General features: G+C 65.7%; 11 protein-coding genes. 8 read left to right on the top strand and 3 right to left on the bottom strand.

The window, feature by feature from the left end; genetic code table 11:
* Positions 1 to 826 precede the first annotated feature (826 nt).
* Together JAO81_RS36540 and JAO81_RS36535 are read left to right on the top strand one after the other, a co-directional pair.
* A complete protein-coding gene (locus tag JAO81_RS36540) occupies positions 827 to 1,507 on the top strand; it encodes a hypothetical protein (RefSeq protein ID WP_199552299.1) in 681 nt (226 codons plus the stop codon).
* 252 nt (positions 1,508 to 1,759) lie between these two features.
* A complete protein-coding gene (locus tag JAO81_RS36535; RefSeq protein ID WP_199552298.1) occupies positions 1,760 to 2,230 on the top strand; it encodes a hypothetical protein in 471 nt (156 codons plus the stop codon).
* A 1,053-nt stretch (positions 2,231 to 3,283) separates the two neighbouring features.
* Here JAO81_RS36535 and JAO81_RS36530 read toward each other — a convergent pair.
* Together JAO81_RS36530 and JAO81_RS36525 are read right to left on the bottom strand one after the other, a co-directional pair.
* On the bottom strand, positions 3,284 to 3,595 hold the full coding sequence (locus tag JAO81_RS36530) for a LapA family protein (RefSeq protein WP_199552297.1): 312 nt from the start codon (positions 3,593 to 3,595) through the stop codon (positions 3,284 to 3,286).
* A 177-nt stretch (positions 3,596 to 3,772) separates the two neighbouring features.
* Complete coding sequence (locus tag JAO81_RS36525) at positions 3,773 to 4,132, bottom strand: hypothetical protein (RefSeq protein WP_199552296.1); 360 nt, start codon at positions 4,130 to 4,132, stop codon at positions 3,773 to 3,775.
* Positions 4,133 to 4,597: 465 nt separating this feature from the next.
* Here JAO81_RS36525 and JAO81_RS36520 point away from each other — a divergent pair, with 465 nt between their 5' ends.
* Together JAO81_RS36520 and JAO81_RS36515 are read left to right on the top strand one after the other, a co-directional pair.
* Positions 4,598 to 5,395, top strand: coding sequence for a VOC family protein (locus JAO81_RS36520; RefSeq protein WP_199552295.1), 798 nt, complete (start codon positions 4,598 to 4,600; stop codon positions 5,393 to 5,395).
* A 687-nt stretch (positions 5,396 to 6,082) separates the two neighbouring features.
* The gene (locus JAO81_RS36515; protein WP_199552294.1) at positions 6,083 to 6,469 is read left to right on the top strand and encodes a hypothetical protein; all 387 of its coding nucleotides are present in this window, start codon (positions 6,083 to 6,085) and stop codon (positions 6,467 to 6,469) included.
* 1,047 nt (positions 6,470 to 7,516) lie between these two features.
* Here JAO81_RS36515 and JAO81_RS36510 read toward each other — a convergent pair.
* A complete protein-coding gene (locus JAO81_RS36510) occupies positions 7,517 to 8,200 on the bottom strand; it encodes a hypothetical protein (RefSeq protein WP_199552293.1) in 684 nt (227 codons plus the stop codon).
* 1,341 nt (positions 8,201 to 9,541) lie between these two features.
* Between JAO81_RS36510 and JAO81_RS44145 the strand changes: the two genes are divergently transcribed.
* The 4 genes from JAO81_RS44145 to JAO81_RS36490 all read left to right on the top strand — a co-directional run bounded on the left by JAO81_RS44145 (position 9,542) and on the right by JAO81_RS36490 (position 12,489).
* On the top strand, positions 9,542 to 9,877 hold the full coding sequence (locus tag JAO81_RS44145; protein WP_199552292.1) for a WhiB family transcriptional regulator: 336 nt from the start codon (positions 9,542 to 9,544) through the stop codon (positions 9,875 to 9,877).
* Between the two features lie 251 nt (positions 9,878 to 10,128).
* Positions 10,129 to 10,359: a hypothetical protein gene (locus tag JAO81_RS36500; RefSeq protein WP_199552291.1), complete on the top strand. Its 231-nt coding sequence runs from the start codon at positions 10,129 to 10,131 to the stop codon at positions 10,357 to 10,359.
* A 390-nt stretch (positions 10,360 to 10,749) separates the two neighbouring features.
* Positions 10,750 to 11,358, top strand: a complete 609-nt coding sequence (locus JAO81_RS36495; protein WP_199552290.1) for a hypothetical protein — start codon at positions 10,750 to 10,752, stop codon at positions 11,356 to 11,358.
* 207 nt (positions 11,359 to 11,565) lie between these two features.
* Positions 11,566 to 12,489, top strand: a complete 924-nt coding sequence (locus JAO81_RS36490; protein WP_199552289.1) for an LAETG motif-containing sortase-dependent surface protein — start codon at positions 11,566 to 11,568, stop codon at positions 12,487 to 12,489.
* Positions 12,490 to 12,893: the final 404 nt, after the last annotated feature.

Genomic DNA, 12,893 nt, shown 5'->3' with positions numbered 1-12,893 from the left:
CGCGGGGGGGGGACCCCGTGGGCCCGCCCGGCCCCCCCCCCCGCGGCGGTGGCCCCCGGTGGCCGAGCGGGAACAGCGGTACCGCCCGCGGTGATCGGGGGCGACCTCGGGCTTCTGGTCTGGCATGCGCCGGGGCCTGGTGCCGTAGTCGTTGAGCAGGGCGGGGAGGGCGTCAACGCCCAGTTGTCGGGCGGGTGAAGTCGGCGTAGGCCCTGGCCTGCTGGGCGGAGTTGATCAGTGCCGTTGCTGCCGCGGCGGATATCTCACCGGCCGGTCCTTGTGCGGAACTGGATGCTGCACACCTCTCTGCACAGCGAGCAGACCCAACTCAGGCCCTTCTGTGATTGCGTTGCCACGGATCTGGTGGCTCTATCGCTGCGACCCGGCCACGCTCTTCCGGCCCGAGTTGGACCAGCCCATAACGGACAGGCATTGTTCCTGCCTCATCCGGCCCCGGCGGTTCCCAGTTCGCTCGGTGCCAAGTGGAGTCAGACGGAACCGGATTCGGACGGACACGTGGGTCCAAGTCGGTCCGGAGTAGGTGGGACCGACCGCGCCGTTGAAGCCAGCTCGGGAAGGGGACGGCGGTCGATGCGGGAAGAGCGCCACGGGGGAAAGGTCCAAGTTGCACGAATGTACTGGCAAATGGCGATTTATAGGTCATCCAATCGGATGATGCGGATACGTTCTCGATCGCTGACAGTTGATCAAGGGGTGAGGATGTAAGGCCGGTTGGACGCGGCCATTCGCAACTACCGCGGCGCTGCAGCGCGCGGTGGCCGCCGCCTCACCCACTTAACGACCGAAGAGATCCAGGGAGCCAAGAGTGAATAAGCGGATAGCCGTAGTGGCAGTAGCAGTTGCTGTTGCCGGTGGTGTGATGGCTGGACCGGCGATGGCTGCTGTCCCCGCGGGTTCGAGCGGGGTGCCGGTCACGGCCACCCAGAGTTCAACCGAGCAGACACCTCTCAAGATCGCCAGCGCTGTGTTCAACAAGGACAACCCCACGTTCTTGACCGTCTCTGGCACCGGCAAGCCCACGTCCATCATCTCCGTGCAGGCCAACGACGAGTCCACCAGCGTCTGGTCGGACGGCTACGGAAATTGGTCGGTCGCGCTTCTCGTGCCTGTCTCGCAAGGGTCAGAGGTGACTGTTTCGGTCCGAGGTGCATACGTCGATTTGGGGACAGACCGCACAGTGGTGCACCGCGACGTGGTGAGTCTGGCTCCGGTCAAGATTGATAAGGCCGTAGCCGGCGTCAATGAGCAGGGGCACCGCGTCATCACGCTCTCCGGTACTGGCGAGCCGGGAGCCTTCATGTACGTGGGCTACGACAACTGGGACGAGACGTCGTTCGATCTCCGACCTGACGCGAACGGGAACTGGTCGTACACGATGCCCGCTCCTGACTTCCTCGGGACGGAGGTAGGTGTCCACGCCGTCGGTTACGGCGACTACAGGGGGTACTCGGACCGCACCGTGGTTCAACGTGACCTTGCGCAGTAGCAGCGTGTCTCGGCCGTAGCTGCATGATGCTTCGGCACTGACACTCTGCGACGTGTGTGGCCCGGTGATCGTTCCTGCGGAGCACCGGGCCACACCCGCCACGCGCCTCCCTACCGAAGCCCGCTACCGCGAGCGAGCATCGGGGTGAAGCCCAGCGCGGCCTGAATTGCGGCCGACCCGGGCGTATGAGTGCGGAGTTGCCCCCGGTGGATTCGCTTCTCCCAGTTGCTGGCGCTTTCAGAGGGACGATGGTTGGTCGTCGAGCATCCACGTTCGGTACTGACGGGAACAGCTGGTATCCCAAAGGCGCTTCGTGGCGTCCGAAACCCCGATCCCACGGCCGCGCCTTCGCCGGCGGCAAGCTGGTCAGCGGCCGCCACGGACATTGGCGACCGCGCTGCAGCGCAGGTCCTGCTGTGGCACGTCGCCGACGCGCCACCTACAGAAACCGGTGTCCGGGCTGACGGCGGATGGGCCGACAGTCTGACCGAATTCTGCCTGGCCGCGCTGGCCCTGGTCCTGTTGATCGTCAAACGCAGCGACAACATGCGTGGTTTGGTTGTGCTGCCCAAGTGGCGGACCGGCGAGGGGTTCTGCGCCGACCTGATGGAAAGTCGCCGCCAGGCCCGCGATTTTGAGCGTCACACCACCGCCAAGACGATGATGTATTGGTCGATGACGACGTTCGTGACCCGCGGCCTGGGCCGCTCACGTCCCGGTTGAGTGTGACCCGGCAGACCGGGGCTCGTCGAGCTCGCCGCACGCGACCATGCGTTTCGGCTTCGAACGCAGTATCTCCACCTTCGCCGACACCGCGTTCAGGCCGACCAAGCCGGACATCGCATGGGAGGTCGGCGGTCTTTGGCTGAGCCGGTGCCGGTGCCGGTGCCGGTCCGCGAGCGCGGAAGATGCGCGGCTAATCCACCGACAGCACCGACCGCACCAGTCGCTCACGCCATACGAGCACCTGTGTTCTGAGCTTTGCAGGCGTTGGCGTCGACGGCTTCGGCGTGGAAGGAACCTGGTCCTGCTTGGCCTCGGCCAAATCGGCCTGAACGCGGTCGGCTTCCTCCCAAGACTCGTCCACCCGGAAAGACAACAACATCTGAAGGCCACCGGATGGCACACCTGACCTGCGGTGGCGCAGTGTCGTCCGTGTAACGAGTTCGATTGCTCGAACCTGTCACGAACTCCGGACGTGGCTCACCGGCGCCGCGTAGGTGACGGCTGGGAGCCATGGAGTGAGCCCGTTCACGGGCCAGCATGAGTTCCTCGGCGTCTGACCGCCGTCATGTCGTGGTGCATGGGCTCTCCCCTGGGAGGGGGCGTCGACGAGCGTCCCTGCGGGACCACTCTCGGACGGCAGAATCAGGAGATCCGCAATGCCGCACGCTCATGTCACGTATCAGGCGGATGAGACCTGGGGGGTGATCCTCCACAAGACCGGAGGTCATGCCAGGCCCCTTACGGCGCTCTGCCGCCACATCCCGCACACCGATCTGTACCTGGAACACCACAGGCTCGTCGTGTGGCGAGTGCATCCCGCAGAGGGCGGGTGGTGCGTCGAACCGATGATTCCACTCGAGGCCCTCCAGCTGTTGACCCGCGAGGCCTCAGATGCCTGGGTGTACGATCCGCGCGCCCAGCAGGACTTTCATCGCCTGGTGCGGGCTGCAGTGTCGTACGACCCGGTGAGCGCTGGAGACTGGGTGAATGCGACGGTAGGTGAGCGGAGTTGACGGGGGGAGCTGCATCAGCTCCCCCCATATCAACGAGTCAGCTGGCTGACTTGCGGGTGGTGTACCGGGAAGCGCAGAGGGCACCCAGCGCGCCGCCCGCGAGGAACACCGACAACAGCACCAGCCACAGGGGAGCCTTCAGAAGCCACACCCACAAATGCACGTGCACAGAAGCCGTGTTGGCGGCAACGAACCACAGTGTCAATACGGCAGCGGCCCCCGCTGCCGCCATGCGCCCGCGCACCCACCAGGAGATGAGGCGGTCCCGCAGCCTGAGCGGGGATACTGCAGCGCCGGCTCGCTCGTGCTTGCCTGCCGCACTGGTGCGATCCTGCTGTTGGCTGTTCATCAATGCGCCTTATCCCAGGTTGTTCTGATGCGTCGTTACGCTCGCGCAGTGCCCGACTGAGTCGCCGAAGCAATCCTCCGCCGGCTTGGCCGCCAGCGGGCGAGGCCTACTGCCGTCGCGAGTGTCAGGAGCCGAAGTTCTCTTCGATCGACATGCACTCTGGTGCACGTCACCCGCCTACTGCTCCGGGGACTGAATACGGAAGGAGCGGCTGGAGGTGCTGGCGTTCTGCGAGGCAACGACAATGCGGTACGTGTCCGCTGGCACCGTCGGTACGGTGATGCGGCCGCCGAGCACCCGTGGGTCCAGCGCGGTTGCCAAACGCACGACTTTGGGCGAGCGTCCGCGGTCTGCCACAAGGTCCACGTCGACCGGGTGCGCGTACCGTCCCGCGAGCTTCCAGGTGACGGTTCGCTCCTCGCCAACGCGCCACAATTCGCCTTCGCAGGGGTGCCGGACGATCAGGCTGCCGGACTCACCAGGCCTGCGGGCCCCACGGCCGCCTCCGAAGTACCACAGTCGCGCGAAGAGACCCATCTGCCATCCGTCCCAATCCGACGGAACCACCGCTGAGGTGATCCTGTGTTCTCTCGGAGGGCTCGAGAGGGTGTCCATGACGGGGCTCAGCGCCGTCATCCCCCGCCCGTACAGACCATCCTCAGCACTACCGTGAGACAGGGGCGACTTCCGGATCCCACCGGCCGACCTGTTGTCCGCCGACGTTCGGGATCGAGCCGGACGCCTGCGCTGTCATCTTTGAAGGCCGCGGAACCCCGCACGACAACATCAGCCAGCAGTCATCAACAGACCGGTGAACAACCGGCTTCACGACCCGTGAACAAAGCCAGACCGGCTACCGAAATGCTCCCAGTCCCGTTAGAGGACGTCACGCGATCTCATGTGAGGAGCCGGCGGGAGACGCGCACGAGGAGCGTCACGATGGCGTTCCGACTGCCTCCCCGTAAGCAAGAGGACGGACACCCCTTGCAGAGGAGACGCCACATGAGTTCCTGCCCCGACGGAACGCCCATCTGGGCCGACGCAATGTTCCCTGACCCGGTGGCCGCCCAGCACTTCTACAGCGAACTGCTCGGTTGGACCTACGGAGAGCCTGCCATGGAGTACGGGGGCTACACCCAGGCGTACTCCCAGGGCAAAGCAGTCGCTGGTCTTGTCCCGCCCATGCCGGGCGCGGACGCTGTGACGCCCTCATGGAATCTGTACTTGGCGGTCAAAGACATCGACGCCAAGGCAAGGGCGATTCAGGCGTCCGGTGGAGAGCCGGTCATGGAGCCCATGAAGGTTGGCGAGTTCGGAACGATGCTGCTTGCCAAGGATCCGAGCGGCGTGCACTTCAGCGTCTGGCAGCCCGGCACGCACAAGGGGTTCGAGAAGCAGGAGGAGCCTGGGGCCTTTTGCTGGGCAGAGGTCACCACCCGAGACGCAGCAGCGGCCGATGCCTTCTTCGCTGCCGTTTTCGGCTACGAGAGCAAGCGGATCGATGACGACGCGCTCGACTTTCACCTGTGGAACACACCCGGCAGCGAGTTGCCGGCCCTGGGCCGTCTGAAGATGGACGGAGGCTTTCCGGCTGAGGTCCCGCCCTTCATCAACACCTATTTCGCGGTCGAGGACTGCGACGCGGCGCTGGCCACGGTCAGGGAGCACGGGGGCATGGTGCACTTCGGGCCGGTCGACAGCCCGTTCGGCCGCTTCGCCACGGTGTCCGATCCGCAAGGTGCGACCTTCTCCGTCGTCGATCTGACGGTGACCCAGGGCGACGTGCCGAAGGCCGCCTGACCTACCTGGGCAAGGCGTGCGTCCGTGCTGGGCGGTGCATGGAGTTCCGCGAGCGGCCGCCTGACTTGAGGAGGCGGACGGTACCGACACCGGGGCCGGCCGCCGACTCTTGCTTGCCGCCCGCCTGAGGTCATGCCGGCACGAGGCCGGTGCCGACCGACCCTCTCCAACCCCCTAAGACAAGGGCGCTGACGTTTATGGCCACTCTCCGCCGCGCCGAATTCGCCACCAGGTCCGCGCTGACCCGCCTTGCGGCCAATGCTGCTGACCTGGCCGGCCCGGCCTGTGGGCAAGATCCAGCCCAGTGCTTCTCTGGGCGTCCTGGCGATTTGGCCGAAGCCTTGCGGATGCGGCGTAGTCGGCGCGCGCAGCCCGACGGCTGCCCACTCGCGGCGGGGTGGCATCGCTGCAACCGTCTCATTGCCCCCGCCAGACGCGGCACCGGATATGACCTTTGCCGGCACACCAAACCGACTGCGGCTCGTTTCGGCGGGTGCAGGCACGTCTTCGCCTCCCTTGGCAAGGCGGCATGAACGAATCAGTGACTGCAGGACGGCCCATCGGGGGGACCATGTGAGTACTCGCGACCCCGATGATGCCGATGCACCGCCCCTGTCTCCTCCGGCGCACGCGAGGGCCTTGGCAGGACCACAGCCGAGTCTGCCCTACGGCCCTGCGCGGTGGCCCATGCCTCGCCGTGTCAAGAGAACCAGGCAGGCGCTCAGCATCCTCGGCGGTTCCCAACTGCTGGTCGGACTGCTGCTTGTCGTCGGCAACAGGGTGGACAGCGTGCCCATTGATGTCAGCAGTATCGAACCCTTTTCCATGGGTGGCCAGTTCACTGCCGGAGCTATGGGGCTGACTGCGGTGGTCTTCGCCGCCAAATTCGGCACCGGTCGTGCAGGCGTCCGCTGGGGCGCGATGATCCTCGCCGGGCTGGTGATCGCCACCGGCATCTTTGGGCACACCGGCGGACGGGTCTTCAATCTCTTCGCCTTGGCTCTTGGTCTCCACATACTCGTCAACTGCGCGCGGCAACAAACGGCCAGCTGGTTCGCTCGGCCGCGCCCGTGAGCCAGGATGCTTTGACGCCGGCCGACTGTGTGATTCGCAGGCGATGTATGCCCCATCCGTCAGTGATGTGCGAACGGTCGGGCATCCCGGTACGGAGTGGATCCGGAGGGGCGGCATTGTGGTCCAGGCGGTCCTCACTCTCATGGCGACTGGATCGCGCAGCGTGGCGACGAATTGGCGGACGGCACCGTTGACGCCGATCGTGCCAGCAAGGTGCCTTCCCGCCCTGGAGGTTGAGCTGTTGCCAGACCCAGCTCGAGCCAAAGGCGCGGTGGTGCTGAGGGAGGATGCCGGCCCGGAGCGGTCCAGCCCTGTCTTGTGAGTTGTGAGCCCCCGGAGGGGGCTGCCAGAAATGGACCTGGCGCGATTTCCGGAGGTGGAGATCACTAGAGGGACGCGGCTCGCAGCCGGATTTCTGGGTTGGCCCGTGCGCATCGAGCTGAGTGTGCGTCGCTGTACTGCGAGAACTCAGCCAGTGCGAAGGCGACGTTCGCCGAGCATATGGACGGGCTGGCAGTTCAATAGCAGCGACTGACCTCGCTGTTGGGGCGGGGCCTGGATCCTTGGATTGCAGATCGCGCCGCTCTCGTGCACCGCTGTGCTGCTCCAGCTGGAGAAAGTACCCTTACCGGCTGCCGTGACGCCGCGGGTGCTGGGCGTGGACGACTTCGCGTTGTACACCGATACATACGGCGCACTGCACGTCGACGGTGTTCCGCCCGCCCACAGCACTGGCGCACTGCCTCGACTACCTGCAGCACTGCGTCCCCTTGGTGATCTCCGCTGACGGAACCTTGCCAGGGCCACGTTCACATGTACGCCGACATGGTCAGCAGCCGACACTGTTGCCTCGCCGGTGGCGCTCGGTCCGTGCTGGCAGCCCGCATCGCGTGCGGCAACGGTGAGGTGGTGGGGCTTGGCTGGTGAGTACTGCCCTCCCCGGCTGAGCGAAGCTGGGGAGGGCAGGTTCACCGGCGGTGCTGTGCAGGGTGGTGCTGCTGTGTGTGGGCAGCACCACCCTGTGTTTCAGGTGCCTACTGGGGCTGGTTACCGTTCAGTCCAGGTGACGGGGAGGTCAGCCGAGGTGAACCCTTCAACATGAAGGGTGCGGGTACCGGTGAGCTTGTAGGAGCGCGCCATGTTGGGGTCGGCGCTCCAGTTTCCGTTTGCGTCCACCAGCGCATTGTTGAGCCAGACATTGCCGGTCTCACGCTTGTCGTAGAGGCTGACATAGGTGTTGGGAACACCGGTTCCACTGATCGGCGAGTTGTACGTCAGGTGCGTCTGCTTGAGCGTCGGAGCCTTGACGGAGGCAGGGTCGCCCCACAGGACGGAGGCGCCTGCATAGTCGTCCCCGTACTGGAGGTGAACAGAGATGTGGCTCTCCCCCAGGACATGGCTCGCAGCGGTGTAGGTGTATGACCAGTTGCCCTGCGCATCTGCGGTGGTGAATCCGAGGCGCTTCGAGTGCGAGTTCCGGATGGACTCACCGTTGAGCTGATCAATCAGTTCAACGGTGCCATTGGGTTCAGCAGTGCCAGAGAAGGTAACCGGACCCTCGGGAATGACCGCGCCATCCTTATGACTGGTCAGTGTCACGGGCGCAAGTGCCGCGGTGCTGGCTGCAGCCGGGGCTTGAGTGCCCTCCGCCATGGCGGACCCGGCGGCCGCCCCGCCGGCAAGGACGCCCGCTATGCAGGCCGTCACAACGAGTCGAGTGAGCTTGTTCACCTGTACTCCTGTTGGAAGTGAGCCGCAGCGAATCCGCGGCAACTTGACTGGAGCCCCTTCAGGAACTCCTATCCCGCTCAACTCGCCCAATAGAGAAGATATTTCACGTTCAGAGGGCTGTAATAACTGCGTAAGAAATGACGTCAGCTGACACCCTGTGGGGTGTGTCGCTGTGGGCATGGGCGGCAGTCGGCGCTGGCTTCTGCTGGTGGGTGCGGGGCGTGCCTGGGAGCTGACGTGCAGCGGTGTTGCGTGGCGCACCGGCTGGCATCCCAGTGTCATTCGATTGGCACGCCGGATAGCCCCTTCCGTGTTGTTGCAGGTCAGGGGCGACGTGGGCGTGATGCCATGCTCTCTCCTGGCTGTGACGATCTATTCGCCATGGCCGGCGAGGGCGCCTGGGAGAGGCGGCGGTGGAGTCTGAGGCCCGTGCGGAGTTCGGCATTGGTGACGCGGGGCTCTGTTCGCGGAGCGACGCGCAGTGGAGGGGAAACGAAGGCCAAACTCGCCGAACTGCGGACCTACGGCCGAGCCGGACGGCGCCTGCGGCAGCTCATCCTGCTCAATTGGCAACCCTCTCGACAATCACAGCTAAAGAATTCTTGGAGAAGGTCAACCTGTCTGACAGTCCTGGCTTCGGTGGCTCGCCCGGTGGGCCACAAGAGCAGTGCCTGTCGACACACCGAGGGCGAGGCCGAGTCCAGCGCCGATCACCATGCTGGCGAACACGATCAGCCCGATGGCGAGACCCGTGAAGATGCCGGTGAGCAGCAAGACAACGAATGCTGTGAGGAATTTACGACCCAGTGGCAACGACCGCCCGTGGTTCTCGGCGTGGAGCCACCCGTGCCTCTCCATCCACGGCGACCAGACTGATTTCCGGTCCGATTCGGCCTCGGTCCTGGACGCTGCACTGTGCACCAACGCCTCCGCTGCTGTTCCTGGTTTTGTAGGGAGGAGGGAGATCTGGGGTTTCTGTGACTGTGTTGGATTCGGGAACCTGCATCGAAGGTGTCACCCATGGTTCTGAGCATTCACCCTTTGACTGTCGCTGAGGGGTGGCCAATGAAGGTTGCATCCGAGTGGGGCGGGTCTCGCAGTGATACCGGCAGAGGCCCCTTATGAACGGAGCGCCGACATGGCCCAGCCTGTTGTCCGCTACCTCGCCAATGCCTTGACAGGCGGGTCTGGCAAAACATCTGCGACCGGGAGAGTCGTCTTGGACGTGGAGGCCAGAGCGAAGGTCGCCGAGCCCGGCATGGAGGATCGGGCGCGCGAGCGGCTGTCCTGTGCCCGCAGTCAGTCGTATTCGACCGTCGGCGCGAGCGACAGGAGCGCAACATGAACACTCCTAAAGCCAGGGCCACTTGTGTGGGCGGAAGTGGCGAGGACTGGCGCGCCGGCGCGGTGTGTGCAAGCTGCGATCCAGACCTGTGGTTCCCTGTCGAATCGGCCACGAGTGCCAGCATGGCCGCTGAAGCGCGTCGTCTATGCGGGACTTGCCCGGTTGCGCGTGCCTGCTTGATTGAGGCGATGACCGCAGAAGGTTCATCTGGCGCGGCGAGCCGGTACGGAATCCGCGCCGGGCTGACCGGAGAACAGCGCTACGCGCAATTCCGCCGCCAGCGACGTGACGCACGGATCGCCAGGCAGCCTGAAGCGGCGGCCGGCAACTGACCAGAGAGCCGCGGTAGGACCCGCGAAACCTGCACCGCACTTCACGCTGTGCTGATGGGGCGCTCCGTTGCACCGTGCTGCCTGCAGTACGGCTGTACTAGTGCTTGTTGCCACACCTTTCGCTGCGGGCTGCGGGCTAAGAGCCAGCCCCCTCAGGCAACGTTCGGGAACAAGCGTGTGCTCTTTGCGTGCGTCACCCGGACGGCCGAGACAGGGGGTCGTGGCGAGCGTGGAAGCCGCACCCTTGGGTCATGAAAGCCGCACTTATCATCGCGCACCGGCCCACTCGGGAGGGCCGCCCGATATCTGTTCAAGGGGATGCCATCGGGCACGTGCACAGCGACGCGGATCTGGTCAAACTGCTGCAACAGTTGGGGCTGATAGACCCGCAACAGTTCCTGGATGATCCTGAGTGGATCCGTTGGGAAGGCGGCCACGCTCATTGCTACGACCTGCCGAGGGCATCACACGAGTTTGCGTGAGGGGTGTGGGCAGGTGAGGGCTGACGGTCGGGCCGTAATGACAAGGGCTCGGGCGTGATGCGGGAGCGGGGCGCGAGGGCCTTGACCCGCTGGCAGACGAACGATGCCGCGGAGATTGGGGGCGGTGACCCGGTCGGGGTGCGTCCTGGGCGGGATCCGAGGCGCTGGAGTGCCGTGGGCCGCCCCGGATCCCTCACGTTCAGGGACTGCCGAGCCCGTTCCCTGTGACGCTGTTGGCGAGCAATCTGTCCACGGCCGGTGTGATGGCGCAGCGCCGGTCTCAACGCTTCAGGTTTCGTTGCCTCGCCCCGCTGCGCGAAGCTCAGTAGAGTCCGGCAGCATGCTACGGCGGCTTCCGAGTGTTTCTGATCGGCCTGCCGTTGAGCGGCGGTGCATGCCGAGCGGCGCGAAGAGCTCGGTGCCCGACACTCCTCGGCACAGGCCCAGCCCCGCGGCGACTACCGCACGGACCTGCACCTGTTGAACGGCCCATCCCGTCACCCCTACAGCCCCGCCGCCGAAGAGCCCGGCGCGAAATCGGGCACCATCCAGATACCGTCCAACGCACTCGAGGCATACCGCGCTGCGGCCGAGTTGTTGGCCACCACAGACTCCGGCAGCAAACTGTCGTGCGAGCTGCTCCCTTCCACATGGAAGACGTGGGGCGCCGACGGCAACGCCGATGAGGTAGGCGGCCCCAATAGCTCTCACGACGCGGCGCTCGCCGCCGGCCGCGACCTGTCCAAGGAGGGCGACTTGGCCCCACTGCCAGGCACCCCTGGAGGGCACGGAAATCGACCGCAACGGTCCTGGCCGAAGACGGCCGATTTATGGAAACCGGACCGGACGCTGACAGTGCTGCCCGAACTGTTGCCAGGCGAGCCACCAGGCGCCTGCACCCTGCGCCAGACCGCGCCCGGGGGTGCCACCCTCGACATCCCGATCATGGTTCATCCCGCGGACAAGATCGACCACACGCGGCCAGGCGAGGGCCGATGACTCTGCACCGGACCGCGGGGCCATCGAGTCCGTCGGCCCCGCTGTTGTTGCTGGCACCTGAACGCCGACTACGCGTCAGCGATCATCTTTCAGTTCCCGCAGTCAACTTTCGCCGCTTATCCGGCACTTACTTGATCACTAGCTTGTCCGGTGACCTGGCCGGGACTTCTGGCAGGTGTCTCTCTGACCAAAGGTTGTTGGCCCTTCATGACCCTCCGCCGTGCCGCCGCGTTCGCGGCCGCTGCTGCTATCGCTCCCGCCATGCTCCTCGCCACCCCGGCCCTGGCCGAAGAAGTGGATCCGTCGGCGAGCGCCGCGCCAGGCGTCTCCGAGCAGCCCCAGGTTTCGCCAACGCCGGAGACCGAGGCGCCGTCCGCTACACCGACCGCCACCGAGTCCGAGACCCCTACCGCAAAGCCGTCGCCGAGCACGTCCGTATCGAGTTCCCCTGCGCCCTCGCCCGAGGCCAGCAGCAGCGACGAGGAAGCCGCCTCGCAGCCGCCGCGCATGGACATGGTGGGCTTCCCCTCCACGTTCGCTGCTGGTGGCAACTGGTCGACGTTCACGCTGGCCGTAGACAACAGCAAGGGCGAGGAGATCGAGAGCTTCGTCCCGCTGTTCGCGCTGGCGCACGAGAGCGACAAGCTCAAACTGCATCACATCCAGCTGCAGTTCAAGGCGCCCGGAGGCTCGTGGCAGGCGGCAGATCTGTACGCCGATGACGGGGCGTTCTTCACCGACATGGGCGAGCACCGGCTCGAGGCGGGCAAGAAGCTCACCATCGAGATACGGCTGAAGTTCACCGCCCAGGCCCCGGCGGGCGAGGGGATCAGCGCAGCGGCCGGCTTCTCCTTGGACGATGACAACATCGTCGCCATGACCGACGACTACGAATTCACCCTCCTCGCGGCAGCCGGCGGGGGCAACCGACCCACTCCCGACAGCGGCGCCAAACCGGTCACCGACAACAAGCCGGCCAAGCCTGCAACAGCGCACCTCACCGGTGAACTTGCTGCCACAGGCTCCGACTCCACCACCCCCTACCTCCTGGGCGCCGGCGCCCTGACGCTTGCGGCGGGAGCAGGATTGGTCGCCCTCGGTCGCAGCCGCCGCTCCGGAAGCAGGGCATGACTGCTGCAATCCCAAGTGGACACGAACGCCGGCGGCTTGGACAGGCGAGTTGACCTGAAGCTCGCCTGCAGGCAAGCGCCGACAGTGACCGCATGAACTCGCCCCGGAAGCCGGCGACACTCCGCCTGAACGGTCACGCCATGGCGACGCGTCCGCGTTGGTATCGCCCAGCCGCCATGATCCAGCCTGGGCGGGAGAAAAGAGCGCCGGTTGATCTGGCCGGGCACAGTGCGGGCCGGACCCCAGGAACCCCAAGTACCACCAGGACTGACGAAGTAGATCCAAGTCCAGAAGGGTCAATCCAGGGGATTGTGGGCCGCGCAGAGCGCGGCGGGGCCGGGCGGGGGCCGCCCCGCGCCCCCCTCACTTTTTTGCTTTTTTTGGGGGCCCCCGCCGCCCCCCCC

The organism is Streptomyces sp. N35 (genome assembly GCF_016464295.1).
Classification (GTDB): Bacteria; Actinomycetota; Actinomycetes; order Streptomycetales; family Streptomycetaceae; genus Streptomyces.
The sequence above is the reverse complement of the archived record's forward strand: the minus strand, read 5'-3'. Positions and strand labels throughout refer to the sequence as shown.

Bases quoted from the DNA above. Each gene is read 5' to 3' on its own strand.
- JAO81_RS36530 (WP_199552297.1), bottom strand. From the start codon at position 3,595: ATGAACAGCCAACAGCAGGATCGCACCAGTGCGGCAGGCAAGCACGAG.
- JAO81_RS36525 (WP_199552296.1), bottom strand. From the start codon at position 4,132: ATGGGTCTCTTCGCGCGACTGTGGTACTTCGGAGGCGGCCGTGGGGCC.
- JAO81_RS36500 (WP_199552291.1), top strand. From the start codon at position 10,129: ATGAAAGCCGCACTTATCATCGCGCACCGGCCCACTCGGGAGGGCCGC.
- JAO81_RS44145 (WP_199552292.1), top strand. From the start codon at position 9,542: ATGAACACTCCTAAAGCCAGGGCCACTTGTGTGGGCGGAAGTGGCGAG.
- JAO81_RS36490 (WP_199552289.1), top strand. From the start codon at position 11,566: ATGACCCTCCGCCGTGCCGCCGCGTTCGCGGCCGCTGCTGCTATCGCT.
- JAO81_RS36515 (WP_199552294.1), top strand. From the start codon at position 6,083: ATGCCTCGCCGTGTCAAGAGAACCAGGCAGGCGCTCAGCATCCTCGGC.
- JAO81_RS36520 (WP_199552295.1), top strand. From the start codon at position 4,598: ATGAGTTCCTGCCCCGACGGAACGCCCATCTGGGCCGACGCAATGTTC.